Genomic DNA, 16,560 nt, shown 5'->3' on the forward strand with positions numbered 1-16,560 from the left:
ACCTCACTTGAAAAAAGTGAGGTTTCTTCTCATACAATATGCCCATCTAACCAAGAAATCAAATCTTGAAATACTTCATCTCTATTTACTTCATGGAACATTTCATGTCTTCCATTTTCATATAAACGTAGTGTCACGTCTTTCACACCACATTTTTTATAGTTTTCGTATACTTCTTTTACACCTTTTCCCATATCTCCAACAGGATCACGGTCTCCAGAGAATATATGTATCGGAAGGGTTTTTGGCGTTTTCTTGTATTCTTCTAGTTTATTTACTTCTAATACACCAGAAAATAGTTCTCGATAAAAACTCGTCGTACAAATGAATCCACATAACGGATCCGCAATATATTTATCAACCTGATTATTATCTGAAGATAACCAATCAAATTTTGTACGATTTGGTTTAAAGTGTGAATTGAAGTTTCCGAAAGATAAAAAGTTTAGCATCGGACTTTTCGTTTTTTCCCCGCGTAATTTCATTTCAATTGTCGCTACTTTATGACCGATACTTCCTAAAAGCCCTGGATTTCCACCAGTTCCTGAAATAAGGAATCCATCATATAATTCACCTTTAAGTTGTACAGCACGTCTTGATAAAAAAGAACCCATACTATGTCCAAGTAAAAACAATGGGCATGTCTGTTCTTTTCTTATCGTTTCTGATACAAAAATAACATCAGACACAGCCTCATTCCAACCTACATTTGGTTCAAAATGACCATAATCTTCTTCTCTTTTCACTGTTTTCCCATGACCTTTATGATCATGCGCATAAACACCATATCCTGCTTCTAATAACGCAGCAATAAAGTCTGTATAAACACCTGCATGTTCTGTCATACCATGTGCAATTTGAATAATCCCTCTCGGATCTCTTTCTGGTAGCCACTTACGTAAATAAATTTCCGATCCATCCAATGCCGTAACGAAACTTTCCTGTACGTTCATTTCGTCAGCCCCCAACTCTATTATGTATATCAAAAAATGAATATCCATTCATTATTCTTATTATGTATTATATGCAATTGCTTTCATTATGACAAATACCGCACTTTTCCAATTAGCTCAATAACTATTATGTTGACGAATTCGAAATAAAATTATATAGTTACTTACATAAAGTAATTACTATATTTTTTGGGAGGTTTCTATTATGATGCCATCATTATTTTTAGCACACGGATCACCGATGCTTGCTATTCAAGATACAGACTATACAAGGTTTTTAAAAACACTTGGAGAAACATATAAACCGAAAGCGATTGTTATTTTCACTGCTCATTGGGAAAGTGAAGCATTAACGATTTCTTCATCAGATAACGAATATGAAACAATTTATGATTTTGGAGGTTTTCCTCCTGAATTATACGAAATCAAATATCGTGCGAAAGGTTCTTCTAACATTGCATCTATGTTAGAAACAAAATTTAAAAACAAAGGTATTCCAGTCCATCATAATATGACGAGAGGTTTAGATCATGGCTCATGGACTCTTCTGCACCGCATGTATCCAGAAGCAAATATTCCTGTCGTCCAAATTTCAGTCAATCCATTCCTTCCTGCAAAAGAGCAATTTAAGATTGGAGAAGCACTTAAAGGGCTTGGACAAGAAGATATTTTAATAATCGGTAGCGGTGTTACTGTTCATAACTTACGAGCTTTGAAATGGAATCAAACGACACCCGAACAATGGGCAATTGAATTTGATGATTGGATTATTAAACATATGCAGACTACTAATAAAGATGCTTTATTTAATTGGGAGAACAATGCGCCTCATGCACAATTAGCAGTACCAAGAGCAGAGCATTTCGTACCTTTATTTATCGCTATGGGAAGCGGTGAAAATAACGGTGAAGTCATTCACCGCAGTTACGAGATGGGTACATTAAGCTATCTTTGTCTTCAATTTTAAAGAAAAGGATGAAGCAATCGTTGCTTCATCCTTTTTCTTTTTTATTCACTTAGTTAACTAACTTCCAAATGTCGTTTCTCTGATACCTCTTCGTTCTTATTATGAAAATAAACCCAAATGCACGCAATAAATAATAATGATGAAGTAGAGAAGAAAACATATTGGAAGCCCGCATGTGCTGCAATTTGTCCACCAAGTACTGGTCCAATCATATTTCCTAAAAACTGAAAAGATTGATTATATCCAAATATTCGTCCTGTCACAGGGGTTGGTGTATGTTGTTTTAGTAGAGTTTGTACAGAAGGTAATAATCCTGCTTGTGCGATACCTAATAAAAACCGAAGAATTAATAGTTGCCAAGCTGAGGTTACAAATGCTTGCGGGATAAAAATAATTCCTGCAGCAAACAACGCTACAACTAACGTTTTTTGAGGACCGATTTGATCTGATAATCTTCCTAGTCTTGGTGCTGCCAAAATAACTGCTAACCCTGTCGCTGACATAACTGCGCCTGCAATCATTTCAATATGAGCTGTTCCTTGTCCTTCTAAATTCTTTACATACAATGTAATAATAGGTTGAATTGACATGTTCGCAAGTTGAATAATAAATGTTGTTACAAATAAACTAATAATTAAATGCTTGGCTGGAACCATCGTCCATACTTTTTTCGGTTGTACTTTTTTTGCTTGAGCGGAGTGATTCTCTTCATGTAGGAAGAAAAAAACGATGAGAAAGGAAAGGAATAAAAAAGCTCCTGTAACAAGAAAAACATGGCGCATCCCAATTAATTCTGATAAATATCCTCCAAGTAAAGGGCCAAGTAAAGAACCGCTCACGCCCCCAGTTGAAATTGTGGAAATTGCCCAACCTGAATGCTCTTTCGGAGTTTCTGCTGCAATAAATGTCATCGCGGTTGAAAGGAAACCAGATACTGCTCCCATCAAAAATCTTAGTGCGACTAGTTGATACACGTCCGTTACAAATCCCATAAGCGTCATAATAATCGCCATACCAAGGCTCGCACGAATCAGCATCAATTTCCGTCCATGTATATCACCAAGCTTTCCCCATATTGGTGATACGATCGCACCCATTAAAAATGTTACACCAAATGCAAGTCCCGACCACTGTGCAATACTTGAAGTGCCAGTTACTCCTAATTCCTCAATATAAAAAGATAAAAAAGGAATTACTAAACTCATACCGGCTGCAGTGGTAAAACAACCTAGCCAACAAATCATCAAATTTCGTTTCCAGCTGGCCATTTTCACACCTTCTTTCTTTAGATACCCATTCTACACCCTTTCTTCTAAAAAGTTTAGTAATTTGCTTTATTTGTAAGATTTACTACAAAACCCGCTATTTTCTAGTAAAAATCACTACATTTCCACATTGTTTTCATAATAAAACCAACTCCACCTAAATGAAGTTGGTTAATTATCCATTATTGGTATTAAACGCGCATTACAACATCGCTCATAAAACTCAACCGGACCTGCTTGTCCAATAATTGCGTATTCATATCCATCTTGCTTCATACTATGTAAACAGCGATGTAACAATTGCCTCCCTACACCTTTCACACGATTTTGTTTTGCTGTACCCATTGGACCAAACAATCCTTTCTTTCCTCTCACTACATCATAACAAGCAAAACCTACTATCACTTCTTCTCTTTCTGCTATGTAAATAGGTACATTTTCTTTATATGTACGAAATCCATATTCTATTGAACGTAACCAACGTTCACCAAATTCCTCATTAACAAAACTTGCTAATTTTTCAAAATCAGAAAGGTTAGCCTTTCTAATAGTACAAGGTATATCTTCATAAGTAGGAACAAAACATTTTAGATCAACCGCTAAATCTCTTGGCTCAGCTATAATACGTAATATATCTTTTTGTATTTGTGCATTTCCAATAAACGTATCCGCGCGAAATAGTGCATCTATAACATGCCCTTCATTTATTATTACTTGCCGAAAACGCTCCATACGTTTCTTCGCTATTTGTAAAATTTCTAGCACCTTATAAGATACCTTATATTGTCCTATTTTTTCATACTCTTGATCCGTCAAATCATCTTGTTTTCGTAATGAAAGTTTTTCTAAAAAATCCGTACCCACGTTACGAAACAAATACATATGCAACTCGCTACATACTCCCGTACCTTCTTTACACATGCCGATAAACAGATGAGTTGGTTGAATAATATTACTTTCTGCCTCTTCTGCTGCAATATGCATTATGTTATGAACACGTTTCGTAAATTGAAATTCCTCCATATGTATCTCCACCCCCTATTACTTTACTATTAAACCGTAACCGTAAATAAGTGAAACAATTATACCAACTACCAATATACCTGGCAGTAAATTTGCCACCTTAATTTTAATAATACCAAGTAAATTCAATCCAATAGCGGCTATCATAATACCACCTGTCGCTGTCATTTCCACTATAAATTGATTCATTAATGCTTTCGGGACCAAACTATTAATTTGTGTTGCAAAAACAGCAATACCGCCTTCGTATAAAATAACTGGAATTGCTGAAAACACTACACCAATTCCTAAAGTTGTCGTTAATATAATAGAAATAAATCCATCGATAATCGCCTTTGTAAATAAAATATCATGATTTCCGCGAATACCACTGTCGAGTGCACCAAGTATCCCCATCGCACCAATTGCAAAAATAAGTGTAGCTGTTACAAAACCTTCTGAAATGCTCCCTTTCCCTTTCGATCCAACTTTATTTTCTAGCCAATCTCCTAACAGTTTTAACTTTCCCTCTAGTTGTAGCCACTCCCCAATTACGGTACCAATCACTAAACTTAAAATGACAACAAGAAAATTTTCACTTTTCAATGCCATTTGAAGTCCAAGTACAGTAACTGCTAAACCGATTGCATGCATAATTGTTCCCTTCATACTCTCTGAAATCCTACTAAATAATTTACCTAGTAAAGTACCAAATATAATACAAACCCCATTTACAACTGCTCCTAATATAACCATTTCTTATTCTTCACCCTTCGAATTCTTTATTTCTATATTTTGGTTTATTCATTGATTTACAGGTTACCTATATGTTAACTTAATATTGAGAATATTAACAAATGTTTTCCACTACATAAGCCGCAATTTTTTGTAGCTATACATAAAATGAAACTTTAATTAGCGCGAGTTTTACTGCCCACTAATTGCGGGATAAACTCAAAAGGGAAGGTATTTATGAAAACTTTACTAAAACGATTTCTGTTAATAGCCTTTTGCATTACACCAATTGTTGTATTAATTAACTACTCTTTTACTTCAAAGGCGAAAGACAAACCCGATTTGCAAAATAAATCTAGTAAAACCGCTTCAAAAATTGAAAAGAAAATAGAAGACCCGGAAATTACCCTCACCTTCTCTGGTGATACAATGTTCGATTGGCAATTACGTCCGGTCATTGAAAAAAACGGAGCTGATTATCCATTCCAACATGTAAAAGAAGAAATAACAAAAGCTGATATTTCTTTCGTTAATTTAGAGTCGGCATTTACAACGAGAGAAAAGAAAACTCCTGGACAACTGTTTTGGATTAAAAGTGATCCATCCACGCTTCAAGCCATTAAAAATACTGGATATGACATCGTAAATATCGGGAATAACCATACACTTGATTACGGGCAAGAGGGATTATTAGACACAATCTCTCATGTGGAAAAATTAAAGTTCCCTTACATTGGAGCCGGAAAAAATGCAAAAGATGCATATACCGCACGAGAAATGACCGTAAAAGGGAAAAAGTTCAAATTTCTTTCCTTCGTTCGATTTATGCCTGATACGAATTGGGTAGCTGGTGACAATAAACCTGGTGTTGCGAACGGATATGATTTAAATCTTGTAACAAAAACAATTAAAGAGCAAAAACGAGATGCAGACTATTTAATCGTCTATATGCATTGGGGCGTTGAAAAATCAAATCGTCCGGTAGAATACCAAAAACAATATGTACCTAAAATGGTTGAAGCAGGAGCTGACGCGATTGTCGGGAGTCACCCGCATTGGTTACAAGGATTTGAGTATTATAATAAAGTTCCTATCGCTTATTCATTAGGTAACTTTTTATTCCCAAGTTATGTGAATGGGAAAAGCGCCGAAACTGGCGTATTAACTTTAACTTTTAAAGGAAAGGATGTCCAAATGTCATTCAACCCTTACATCATTCGCAACAACCAAGTTTCCCCTGTAAATGAGGAAGAAAAGAAAAAAGCTCTACAATATTTACAAACAATTTCAAATGATGTAGAAATTGATGATACAGGGAACATAAAAAACAAACGGAACTAGACAACGCAAGATCTATTTCTCTGTAACATACTTTACAGAATAGGTGATGAACATGCTGAAAGACTTATTAGAAAATGTAAGTTTGTTAGAGAATATTTATAAAATATCTATAGCCGTTCTACTTTTATGTTCATTTTTTTCTGTTAGACTTCTAAAAAAAATAAAACGTGAACGAAAGCTTACTACCTTTGAATTTACTATGTATGTAATCATTCGTATTGCGATACTCTTTTGGTTATCTAGCTTTCTACTGCTTGAATATGGTGAGTATTTAGTTTAAATATAAAAAAGATAGAACAAGCGTTATATTTCCCCGCTTGTATCTATCTTTTTTATTTGGATACTAACTCTTTCCTTCTATTAAATAAGCAGATCAAACAAAACAGGGTTTTTATTAAGCTCCACAAATTGAATATTATTTTCTTTAAAACGAGTAATTAATTGCTCATAATCTTCTTTATGTTTTAACTCTACTCCGACTAATGCTGGACCATTTTCCTTATTATGTTTCTTGATATACTCAAAGCGAGTAATATCATCTTCTGGCCCTAATCCTTTATCAAGAAATTCTCTTAGCGCTCCCGAACGCTGCGGGAATTCAATGATGAAATAATGCTTTAACCCTTCGTAAATAAGAGAACGTTCTTTCATTTCTTGCATTCTATCAATATCATTATTTCCACCACTTAGCGTACATACAACTGTTTTCCCTTTTATTTCATCTCTGTAAAGGTCAAGCGCTGCAATAGATAGTGCACCAGCTGGTTCAGCTACAATTGCATTTTTCTTATACAATTCTAAAATCGTCGTACAGACCTTCCCTTCTGGCACTAAAACAATATCATCAATGACATCTCTACAAGTTTCAAACGTTAACTTCCCTACCTTTTTAACAGCTGCCCCATCCACAAAACTATCAATCTTTTCTAATGCAACATTTTCATTTTGAAGAAAAGCTTCTTTCATAGATGCAGCTCCCATTGGCTCTACGCCAATGACCTTTGTAGCAGGGCTAACACCTTTTACATATGTACCAACACCAGATGCTAACCCACCACCGCCGATTGCTGTAAAGATATAATCAACTGATTTTTCCATATCATGCATAATTTCAACAGCCACTGTCCCTTGGCCGGCAATTACATACGGATCATCAAACGGATGAACGAACGTCATTCTACTTTCCTCACAATAGCGCTGTGCTTCTTGGAACGAGCTATCAAATGTATCACCAACTAATACAATTTCCGCAAAATCGCCACCAAAAAATTGTACTTGCGATACTTTTTGTTTAGGTGTCGTTGTTGGCATGAAGATTTTTGACGGAATCTTCAATAAATTACACGTATAAGCGACTCCTTGTGCATGATTACCAGCGCTTGCACAAACAACACCATTTTGTAATTGTTCTTTCTGTAAACTTTGAATCAAATTGTAAGCACCACGAATTTTGAAAGAGCGAATCAATTGTAAGTCTTCTCGTTTCACATAAACGTCACAACTATATTTCTCAGATAGCACTGTATCACGTTGTAACGGTGTTTTAATAACGATATCTTTCATGCAATTATGGGCCATTAAGATATCTTCAATTTTCACTCTCTCCTTTACCTTCTGCACCATTTCATATCATCCTTATCTCTTTTAAATTGGCTCAATCAAAATTCGGGATTTTTAGAACTGCACCTGTATTCGCCGATGTTACCATCTGTGCATAACGCCCAAGCCAGCCCGTTTTCACTTTCGGTTCTGGTCGTTTCCATTCTTTTTTACGTTTATCTAATTCTTCATCACTAACTCTTACTTCTAACAATCTTTCCTCAACATCGATACAAACAATATCCCCTTGTTCAAGAAGTGCAATCGTTCCGCCCGCAGCTGCTTCTGGCGAAATATGCCCTACTGAAATACCACGTGAAGCACCAGAAAAACGTCCATCCGTTAATAGTGCAACATCTGCACCTAATCCCATACCTGCAATCGCTGACGTTGGTGCTAACATTTCCGGCATACCAGGGCCGCCTCTTGGTCCTTCATAACGAATGACAACTACATCTCCTTTTTTCACTTTCCCAAGCATGATTCCCGCAAGCGCCTCATCTTGTGAATTAAAAATAACGCATGGCCCTTCAAATCGTTTTACTTCGGTTGCCCCGCTTTTAATAACTGCTCCATCTTTCGCAAGGTTTCCTTTTAATATACGTAATCCACCTTCTTCACTATGAGGGTTTTCGAGAGAATGAATAACTTCCTTGTCTTTAATCTCTGCATGAGCAATGTTTTCTCTTAACGTCTGCCCAGTAGCAGTAATTCGGTCTAAATGAAGTACCCCTTCTTTTCGGCTCATCTCTTTCAAAATGGCACTAATCCCGCCTGCTCGATCAATATCTTCCATATGCCAATTGGAAGCAGGGCTTACTTTACATAAATGTGGTACACGTCTTGAAACGGCATCAATACGGCTCATATCGTAATCTAGTCCGGCCTCATGTGCGAGTGCCAATGTATGCAACACTGTATTTGTCGAACCACCCATCGCCATATCAAGCGCGAACGCATCATCAATTGCTTCTTCTGTTACAATGTCTCGTGGTTTAATATCTCTTTCAACTAAAATTTTCAATTTCTCTGCTGCTTGTTTAATTAATTCTTCGCGTCTTGGATCGATGGCTAAAATACTCCCGTTACCAGGAAGAGCTAGCCCTAACACTTCACATAAACAGTTCATAGAGTTCGCTGTAAACATACCGGAACAAGAACCACAAGATGGACAACCATGATCTTCAATATCCTTTAATTCTTCTTCTGAAATTTTACCAGATTGATAAGCTCCTACTCCTTCGAAAACAGAACTTAAATCGACAACTTCTCCTTTAGATGTTTTTCCAGCTGCCATCGGGCCACCTGAAACGAATACAGTTGGAATATTAATACGAAGTGCAGCCATCATCATACCAGGTGTAATTTTGTCACAGTTTGGAATACAAATCATACCGTCAAACCAATGTGCATTTACAACTGTTTCTACTGAATCTGCAATGATTTCACGACTCGGAAGCGAATAACGCATACCAATATGTCCCATCGCAATACCGTCATCTACTCCAATTGTATTGAATTCAAACGGAACCATACCTGCTGCACGAACTGCTTCTTTAACAAGTTTCCCAAACTCATTTAAGTGCTTATGACCTGGAATAATTTCAATAAAAGAATTACAGATAGCTATAAACGGTTTATCAAAATCTTCATCTTTTAAACCAGTTGCTTTTAATAAACTACGATGCGGCGCTTTATCAAAACCTTTTTTAATCATGTCACTTCTCATCTTGTCAAATCCCCTCTTACGTATTTTTCACTTATAATCTCTTACTCTATTTCTTCACCAATTCTTTCGGTGCATGAATCCAGCTCATCATTTCACGAAGCTCTGCTCCTACTTTTTCTAACTGATGATTTTGCTCTGCTTTTTTCATGGCATTATATGTTGGACGCCCAGCTTGATTTTCTAAAATCCATTTCTTCGCGAATTCACCTTGCTGAATTTCTGTAAGTACTCGTTTCATCTCTTTCTTCGTTTCATCTGTAACAATTCTCGATCCTGTTACATAATCTCCAAACTCAGCCGTATCGGAAATAGAATGGCGCATATTCGTTAAACCACCTTCGTACATTAAATCAACAATTAACTTTAATTCATGCAAACATTCAAAATATGCAATTTCAGGACGATATCCGCCTTCTGTTAATGTTTCAAAACCAGCTTTCACAAGTGCAGTTACCCCGCCGCAAAGCACCGCTTGCTCACCAAACAAATCTGTTTCTGTCTCTTCTTGGAAAGTCGTTTCAATTACACCTGCGCGTGTACAGCCTACACCTTTTGCATACGCTAGTGCTACACTTAATGCCGTTCCCGTTGCATCTTGATGTACTGCTACTAATGCCGGAACACCATTTCCTTCTTGGAATACACGACGAACGAGATGACCTGGACTTTTTGGTGCGACCATTGCTACATCTACGTAACTTGGCGGATTAATTTGTCCGAAGTGAATATTAAATCCATGTGAGAAAAGTAACATTTGTCCTTCACGGAGGTTCTCTTCTACTTCTGCTTTATACACATGTGCTTGCTGTTCATCTGGCAATAACATTTGTACAACTTGCGCGGTTCGAACTGCTTCTGAAACAGACATTACTTCAAACCCATCCGCTTTTGCTACTTCAAAAGACTTACCATGTCGAACACCAACTACTACTTCCACACCAGAATCACGTAAATTTTGTGCCTGTGCATGACCTTGAGATCCATAACCAATTACTGCAACTGTTTTCCCTTGTAATAACTCTACATTTGCATCTTTCTCATAATACGTTTTCATATCCATTCACTCCTTATAGTTTATTTACTTGCAGTACATCAATTAATTTTTTTAACTGACCAACAAGTAATCTCGCTTCATTTTCAGTACAAACTGCTGTGAGTTTCATTTCAGAAACGCCATTAGTATCTCTTTCGTTTAAATGTAAAGAAGAGATATAATAACCACGCCGAGCAAAGATCCCACTTATACGTAATAAGACACTTGGCTCGTTATGAATAACGAGTGAAAAAGTATGACTCATTCTTCCCACCTCTTCATAATCATTTCGTTATTCCCTTTGTTTGGCGGAACCATCGGAAATACGTTTTCACCTTCTTCTACACAAAAATCAACTACAACAGGACCTTTATGAGCAAATGCTTCTAACATCACTTGTTTCGCCTCTGTTGAATTTGTTGCTCTTAACCCCTTCACTCCATAAGCTTCTGCCACTTTCACAAAATCTGGCGATCCAATTTTTGATTCTGATAACCGATTTTCATAAAACATTTCCTGCCATTGCCTTACCATCCCTAAAAATTTGTTATTTATAATAAATACTTTTACAGGGATATTATTTTCAGCAACTGTTTGTAATTCTTGAATGTTCATTTGAAAAGAAGCATCACCTGCAATACAAATGACGAGTTCTTCTTCTTTCGCAAGCTGAGCACCAACTGCCGCCGGGAAGCCAAATCCCATCGTCCCTAATCCACCTGACGTTAGAAAAGTCCTTGGGTTTTTCGCTTTATAAAAATGCGCAGCCCACATTTGATGCTGTCCTACTTCTGTCGTAACAATCGCTTCACCATTCGTTAATTCACTTACTAGGCTAATAACATGCTGTGGTTTTAACTCACATTCTGTTTGATTGTAGGAAAGAGGATATTCCTCCTTCCATTCCTCTATTTTCGTAAGCCATTCATTTGTTTGTGTATCAGTCGGCATATGTAACAACATATGTAACGCTTTTTTCACATCTCCAACAACCGGATACTCCACAGTTACATTTTTATGAAACTCAGACGGATCTATATCAATATGTACCTTTTTCGAATGCGGAGAAAAGAGTTCTAATTTTCCTGTTACACGATCATCGAAGCGAACACCTAACGCGAGTAGTAAATCACATTCTGTTACTGCCATATTTGCAGCATACGTTCCATGCATGCCGAGCATTCCTAAAAATAACGAGTCTCCCGGTGGATATGCACCAAGTCCCATTAAAGTGGAAACGACAGGAATACGATTCTCCTTCGCAAACTGAATGAGTTCTTCAGAGCCGCCTGCATGAATGACACCTCCTCCGATATAAAGAAGTGGACGTCTTGCTTTTGAAATGGCTTTAGCTACCTCTCTAAGCTTCATACTGTCTGGCATAGGCTCTAGTTTGTATCCTGGAATCTCAATTACTTCCTTATAAAAACTTGTTACATTTTCATTTTGAACATCTTTTGGAATATCAATTAATACTGGTCCTGGTCGCCCGCTTTCGGCGATGTAAAAAGCTTCTTGTACAATGCGTGATAAATGATTCACATCACGAACTTGATAATTATGCTTCGTAACAGGTACTGTAATCCCGACAACATCTGCTTCTTGAAATCCGTCTTTTCCGATGAGAGGTTTTGCAACTTGCCCTGTAATAACAACTAAAGGAATCGAATCCATATAAGCATCTGCTAAACCCGTAACTAAATTTGTCGCCCCTGGTCCAGAGGTAGCAAAGACTACCCCGACCTTTCCAGAAGCTCTTGCATATCCTTCTGCCGCATGAATAGCAGCTTGTTCATGACGAGTTAATACGTGCTTCAAACCACTTCCGTATAACGCATCGTATACCGGCAAAATCGCTCCGCCCGGATAACCGAAAACAGTCGTTACACCTAATTTTTTCAAACATTGAATAACGTGTCCGGCACCTGTCACTTCTTCACAATGCAATTTCTCACATGTTGTATGCTGCTCCATTTTACTTAACTCCTCTCCCTACAGTAAGCTCTCCGCCAGTCCTGGAACACGTACTCCTCTTTCTCTCGTTAACTTTTTAAATTCCTCTGTCAATTGTTTCGTTACACTTCCTGGTTTCCCATCTCCAATTTCTCTTGAATCAACTTTTACAACTGGAATTAATTCTGCTGCCGTTCCCGTTAAAAATACTTCATCTGCTACATATACGTCATGGCGAGTAAATGGCCTTTCCTCACACGGAATATTAAGTCGCTCACATAGCTCGATAACACTATTTCTCGTAATACCTTCTAGCGCTCCTAAATAAGAAGGAGGTGTTAACACTTTTCCATCTTTCACAATGAAAACATTATCTCCAGATCCTTCACAAACATATCCTTGTTGATTTAACATAAGTGCCTCTAGCACTCCTGCTTGTGCGGCTTCAATTTTTACAAGTACGTTATTTAAGTAGTTCATTGACTTAATACGTGGATCTAGTGCATCTGGCGTATTACGTCTCGATGCAACAGATACAACGCTTAGTCCATTATCATAAAATTCCTGTGGGAATAACTTTAATTGTTCTGCAATGATAATAACGCTCGGTTTCACACAACTTCTAGGATCAAGCCCTAAGTCACCTTTTCCTCTTGAAACAATTAATCGTATGTAGGCATCCGCATACTCGTTTTTTTGCAATGTTTGTAAAACTGCTTCTTCCATTTCTTCAACCGTCAGCGGGATTGTAAGTAAAATAGATTTTGCCGATTCATATAATCGTTTTACATGTTCTTTTAAACAAAATACATTTCCACCGTAACTACGAATCCCTTCAAATACACCATCTCCGTATAAAAAACCGTGATCATATACTGAAACAACTGCCTTTTCTTTTTCTACAAATTCCCCATTCATGTAAATGTACTGGTTTCCCATCTCACATCGCTCCTCTTTTTTTCTCTCTATTTTTGCAATCTATTTCTATATCGATTGCTGAGATGAGTATTTTTAACAGAATATTCAGTATATAAACCTTAAAAATATACTCGTCTCAACAATCGATCACTTACACACTTGTAGCAATCCATTGCTGAGACGAGGGAATCGCGGTACCACTCAGCTTCCTTACACTTCTCACGAAATATAAGCTCTGCAAGTCCAATTAGACTTTTTGTTTTTCTATCGGAAACAACTCCGCTACTTTTTACTAGTTTTCAAAAGTAGTACTCCGAGGTGATCTTCAATGATGAAATTGTTACCACCCTCACAGCTTCTAGGCAGCTCTCTGAAACAATTTTTATCATTTACTCTCCTCTTCTACGCATTCTCTTATTTTATTTTTTAAAATAAAAACTCTCGCCTCAGCAATCAACTACTACAATTTAGTAGCTTTGATTGCTGAGGCGAGAGTTTCGCGGTACCACTCAGCTTCCTTATACTTCTCACGAAATATAAGCTTTGTAGGTCCAATTAGACCCCCGTCCTTTTACCGGAGACGATGCCGCCGCCCTCTACTCAGTTTCCCTTTCGCAAGCGATGCTCCGAGGTGATCTTCAATGATTCGATTGTTACTACTCTCGCAGCCTTGGAGTAGCTCTCTGAAACGATCATAATCATCTACTTTCCTCTTCTTTGCATATACAACATATAAAGTTAGAAAATTCTCAATTAACTTTTATTTGTTAAACGTATTATAGGACGTTGTTCTTTTCATTGTCAACATGTTTTCAGAAAATATTTTTAATAATACATATATTTTTGAATCTTTTTTATTGCGCAATAAAAATTTTTGTATAATACTATATAAAACATATATATTTAGGAGGATTACAACAATGTCCGAAAAAACATACGAACTCGCAACCTTCGCAGGCGGTTGCTTTTGGTGCATGGTAAAGCCATTTGATGAACTTCCTGGTATTCATAAAGTACTTTCTGGCTATGCAGGTGGTCATGTAGAAAACCCAACATATGAACAAGTAAAAGCTGGTACATCTGGTCATTTAGAAGTTGTACAAATTACATTCGATCCTTCTATTTTTCCATATGAAAAATTACTAGATTTATATTGGCCACAAATCGATCCAACTGATGATGGCGGACAATTCTTTGACCGCGGTCCCTCTTATCGCACTGCTATTTTTTATCACAATAAAACGCAAAAAGAGCTTGCTGAAAAATCAAAACAAGCTCTTGCAGAAAGCGGTATGTTTAAAGAGCCAATCGTAACTGAAATTCGCCCGGCTGCACCTTTTTATGAGGCTGAAGAATACCATCAACATTTTTATAAAAAGAACCCAGAGAAATATGCTACTGAGCAAAAAGAATCTGGCCGTGAAGATTTTATAAAAGAAAATTGGCAAAAGAAATAATAAAAACGCATCGTGCTTTTTTAGTACGATGCGTTTTTATTTTTGATAAAAGTACCATACAATGATAAAAACAACAGCTGTTAATGTCCAAAGTACTATCTCGTTTTTTACTCTATTCTTTTTCTTACTCATTTCATCCCCTCCTAGTAGCAATTAAACATAGTCAAGACTTCCTTTGTTTAATTGTCCACTTGATGAATGTGAATAAATCCGTAAAAATTCTTATAGCAAGACCACCAATGATTCCGATTGCAATTGAAATTACTAACGTCTGTCCAAAACTAAAAGTAGTTGTGTATGTTATGTAGAGAACAACGCATACAAGTAAAACATCCGGTAAAGAAAGCAAAAACTTTTTAAGCATTTCTTCAGCTCTCCTATGCTTTATTTATCTCTTCTACTGTAGCTTTGAAATAAAGCTTGTTCAAAAATTCCATTTAGACCCTCTTTTTAAAAGGGATCCTTATCTACATATCCTATTCCATAATTACTCCTAAAATAGAATAATATTACTAGTGATTTATTGTAAAACAACCATTTTCATTCCATATCAAAAAATCATTATTAAAAACTAATTACCGGGCAATCGGATATTGTGCCAACTGCTTACATTGCATTGACCGTATGTATTATCACCTACTGCCACAACGGTGCCATCTGATTTCAGACCGACTGTATGCGCACAACCAGCCGCTATCGCTACAATATCACTCCAATCGCTTACATTACATTGACCATACTCATTCGAACCCATTGCCACTACAGTACCATCTGATTTCAGACCGACTGTATGCTTACTCCCTGCCGCTATTTCCACAATATCACGCCAGCTGCTTGCATCACATTGGCCATGTTTATTATTACCAACAGCCATCACCGTTCCATCCGATTTTAGACCTACAGTATGAAGATAACCTGCCGCCAATGCCACCATACCACTCCAGTCACTTACATTGCATTGTCCATATCGATTATTCCCCACTGTGGTCACTGTGCCGTCCAATTTAAGACCGACTGTATGCCAGTCACCTGCCGTGACCGCCACAATATCACGCCAGCTGCTTACATTGCATTCTCCTTCTTTATTTCGGCCCACCGCTATTACCGTACCATCCGGTTTAAGGCCAAGGGTACGACGCCACCCTGTCGCAACCGATACAATATTATGCCATTCGTTTACATCACATTGATCATGCTTATTCCACCCCACCGCTTCCACAGTATTATCACTTTTCAGAGCGATTGTATGGGCATTACCCGTGTTCGTCGCCATATGAACATTGCCCGCTGCGACTGCTTCAATATCACACCAACGGCTTACATTGCATTCTCCTTCTTTATTTCGCCCTACTGCCACAACTGTGCCATCCGATTTAAGAGCAACTGTATGACCACGACCTGCCGCTATCGTACCTTTAGGCCACCGTTTCACTTTTAATATCTCTTCGTAATTCATGTTTTACCTCCTTGCATATAAGTAACTGTATCCAAATAGATATTTTTATCTAATTTCATTATAAATGACCCGATTTTTTTTATAAATTTACAACTATAAAAGAAGCCTATTATTACTTCTTCAAAAAATAAAAACCTCCAGTTTCAATACTA

The 16,560-nt window shown here is 37.1% G+C and carries 16 protein-coding genes and 2 other annotated features; of the genes, 4 read left to right on the plus strand and 12 right to left on the minus strand.

Features of this window, described 5'->3' with window-relative positions; all coding sequences use genetic code 11:
- Positions 1-29: 29 nt before the first annotated feature.
- On the minus strand, positions 30-953 hold the full coding sequence (locus tag QCI44_RS19120) for an alpha/beta hydrolase (RefSeq protein WP_088083598.1): 924 nt from the start codon (positions 951-953) through the stop codon (positions 30-32).
- A gap of 205 nt (positions 954-1,158) precedes the next feature.
- Here QCI44_RS19120 and QCI44_RS19125 point away from each other — a divergent pair, with 205 nt between their 5' ends.
- Positions 1,159-1,920, plus strand: a complete 762-nt coding sequence (locus tag QCI44_RS19125) for a DODA-type extradiol aromatic ring-opening family dioxygenase (RefSeq protein WP_016088399.1) — start codon at positions 1,159-1,161, stop codon at positions 1,918-1,920.
- 53 nt (positions 1,921-1,973) lie between these two features.
- Here the strand turns inward: QCI44_RS19125 and QCI44_RS19130 are convergent, their stop codons facing one another.
- The 3 genes from QCI44_RS19130 to QCI44_RS19140 form a co-directional block, all read right to left on the minus strand.
- Positions 1,974-3,188, minus strand: coding sequence for a multidrug efflux MFS transporter (locus QCI44_RS19130; RefSeq protein WP_016088400.1), 1,215 nt, complete (start codon positions 3,186-3,188; stop codon positions 1,974-1,976).
- 168 nt (positions 3,189-3,356) lie between these two features.
- A complete protein-coding gene (locus tag QCI44_RS19135; RefSeq protein WP_016134146.1) occupies positions 3,357-4,208 on the minus strand; it encodes a GNAT family N-acetyltransferase in 852 nt (283 codons plus the stop codon).
- 18 nt (positions 4,209-4,226) lie between these two features.
- Entirely contained in the window at positions 4,227-4,943 is a 717-nt protein-coding gene (locus QCI44_RS19140; RefSeq protein WP_016134145.1) for a DUF554 domain-containing protein, read from the minus strand.
- Positions 4,944-5,159: 216 nt separating this feature from the next.
- Here QCI44_RS19140 and QCI44_RS19145 point away from each other — a divergent pair, with 216 nt between their 5' ends.
- Both QCI44_RS19145 and QCI44_RS19150 read left to right on the plus strand, forming a co-directional pair.
- Positions 5,160-6,263, plus strand: a complete 1,104-nt coding sequence (locus QCI44_RS19145; protein ID WP_000854525.1) for a CapA family protein — start codon at positions 5,160-5,162, stop codon at positions 6,261-6,263.
- 52 nt (positions 6,264-6,315) lie between these two features.
- The gene (locus tag QCI44_RS19150; RefSeq protein ID WP_016134143.1) at positions 6,316-6,543 is read left to right on the plus strand and encodes a hypothetical protein; all 228 of its coding nucleotides are present in this window, start codon (positions 6,316-6,318) and stop codon (positions 6,541-6,543) included.
- A gap of 80 nt (positions 6,544-6,623) precedes the next feature.
- Here QCI44_RS19150 and ilvA read toward each other — a convergent pair whose 3' ends face one another.
- Genes ilvA through ilvE form a run of 6 tightly spaced genes read right to left on the minus strand, consistent with a single transcriptional unit; the run spans position 6,624 to position 13,516 of the window.
- A complete protein-coding gene (gene ilvA, locus QCI44_RS19155; protein ID WP_088083594.1) occupies positions 6,624-7,886 on the minus strand; it encodes a threonine ammonia-lyase IlvA in 1,263 nt (420 codons plus the stop codon).
- Between the two features lie 31 nt (positions 7,887-7,917).
- Entirely contained in the window at positions 7,918-9,591 is a 1,674-nt protein-coding gene (gene ilvD, locus QCI44_RS19160) for a dihydroxy-acid dehydratase (RefSeq protein WP_016088405.1), read from the minus strand.
- Positions 9,592-9,637: 46 nt separating this feature from the next.
- Positions 9,638-10,645 (minus strand): ketol-acid reductoisomerase, encoded by a 1,008-nt coding sequence (ilvC, locus tag QCI44_RS19165; RefSeq protein WP_016088406.1) that lies wholly within the window; start codon positions 10,643-10,645, stop codon positions 9,638-9,640.
- 13 nt (positions 10,646-10,658) lie between these two features.
- A complete protein-coding gene (locus QCI44_RS19170; RefSeq protein ID WP_002108560.1) occupies positions 10,659-10,889 on the minus strand; it encodes an ACT domain-containing protein in 231 nt (76 codons plus the stop codon).
- Complete coding sequence (ilvB, locus tag QCI44_RS19175; RefSeq protein ID WP_353811405.1) at positions 10,886-12,598, minus strand: acetolactate synthase large subunit; 1,713 nt, start codon at positions 12,596-12,598, stop codon at positions 10,886-10,888. The genes QCI44_RS19170 and ilvB overlap by 4 nt, the downstream gene beginning before the upstream one ends.
- A gap of 18 nt (positions 12,599-12,616) precedes the next feature.
- On the minus strand, positions 12,617-13,516 hold the full coding sequence (gene ilvE / locus QCI44_RS19180; RefSeq protein WP_353811406.1) for a branched-chain-amino-acid transaminase: 900 nt from the start codon (positions 13,514-13,516) through the stop codon (positions 12,617-12,619).
- A gap of 152 nt (positions 13,517-13,668) precedes the next feature.
- Positions 13,669-13,909, minus strand: a binding site (T-box leader).
- 67 nt (positions 13,910-13,976) lie between these two features.
- Positions 13,977-14,222: a binding site (T-box leader), on the minus strand.
- A 193-nt stretch (positions 14,223-14,415) separates the two neighbouring features.
- Here ilvE and msrA point away from each other — a divergent pair.
- On the plus strand, positions 14,416-14,952 hold the full coding sequence (msrA, locus tag QCI44_RS19185; protein WP_016088408.1) for a peptide-methionine (S)-S-oxide reductase MsrA: 537 nt from the start codon (positions 14,416-14,418) through the stop codon (positions 14,950-14,952).
- 163 nt (positions 14,953-15,115) lie between these two features.
- Here the strand turns inward: msrA and QCI44_RS19190 are convergent, their stop codons facing one another.
- Positions 15,116-15,316, minus strand: a complete 201-nt coding sequence (locus tag QCI44_RS19190) for a hypothetical protein (RefSeq protein ID WP_016088409.1) — start codon at positions 15,314-15,316, stop codon at positions 15,116-15,118.
- Between the two features lie 207 nt (positions 15,317-15,523).
- Complete coding sequence (locus QCI44_RS19195) at positions 15,524-16,408, minus strand: RCC1 domain-containing protein (RefSeq protein WP_016134141.1); 885 nt, start codon at positions 16,406-16,408, stop codon at positions 15,524-15,526.
- Positions 16,409-16,560 lie beyond the last annotated feature (152 nt).

The sequence above is a fragment of the Bacillus cereus group sp. RP37 genome, assembly GCF_040459695.1.
Classification (GTDB): Bacteria; Bacillota; Bacilli; order Bacillales; family Bacillaceae_G; genus Bacillus_A.

Coding starts and splice junctions, on each gene's coding strand:
- QCI44_RS19120 (WP_088083598.1), bottom strand. CDS start 953: ATGAACGTACAGGAAAGTTTCGTTACGGCATTGGATGGATCGGAAATT.
- QCI44_RS19125 (WP_016088399.1), top strand. CDS start 1,159: ATGATGCCATCATTATTTTTAGCACACGGATCACCGATGCTTGCTATT.
- QCI44_RS19130 (WP_016088400.1), bottom strand. CDS start 3,188: ATGGCCAGCTGGAAACGAAATTTGATGATTTGTTGGCTAGGTTGTTTT.
- QCI44_RS19135 (WP_016134146.1), bottom strand. CDS start 4,208: ATGGAGGAATTTCAATTTACGAAACGTGTTCATAACATAATGCATATT.
- QCI44_RS19140 (WP_016134145.1), bottom strand. CDS start 4,943: ATGGTTATATTAGGAGCAGTTGTAAATGGGGTTTGTATTATATTTGGT.
- QCI44_RS19145 (WP_000854525.1), top strand. CDS start 5,160: ATGAAAACTTTACTAAAACGATTTCTGTTAATAGCCTTTTGCATTACA.
- QCI44_RS19150 (WP_016134143.1), top strand. CDS start 6,316: ATGCTGAAAGACTTATTAGAAAATGTAAGTTTGTTAGAGAATATTTAT.
- ilvA (WP_088083594.1), bottom strand. CDS start 7,886: ATGGTGCAGAAGGTAAAGGAGAGAGTGAAAATTGAAGATATCTTAATG.
- ilvD (WP_016088405.1), bottom strand. CDS start 9,591: ATGAGAAGTGACATGATTAAAAAAGGTTTTGATAAAGCGCCGCATCGT.
- ilvC (WP_016088406.1), bottom strand. CDS start 10,645: ATGAAAACGTATTATGAGAAAGATGCAAATGTAGAGTTATTACAAGGG.
- QCI44_RS19170 (WP_002108560.1), bottom strand. CDS start 10,889: ATGAGTCATACTTTTTCACTCGTTATTCATAACGAGCCAAGTGTCTTA.
- ilvB (WP_353811405.1), bottom strand. CDS start 12,598: ATGGAGCAGCATACAACATGTGAGAAATTGCATTGTGAAGAAGTGACA.
- ilvE (WP_353811406.1), bottom strand. CDS start 13,516: ATGGGAAACCAGTACATTTACATGAATGGGGAATTTGTAGAAAAAGAA.
- msrA (WP_016088408.1), top strand. CDS start 14,416: ATGTCCGAAAAAACATACGAACTCGCAACCTTCGCAGGCGGTTGCTTT.
- QCI44_RS19190 (WP_016088409.1), bottom strand. CDS start 15,316: ATGCTTAAAAAGTTTTTGCTTTCTTTACCGGATGTTTTACTTGTATGC.
- QCI44_RS19195 (WP_016134141.1), bottom strand. CDS start 16,408: ATGAATTACGAAGAGATATTAAAAGTGAAACGGTGGCCTAAAGGTACG.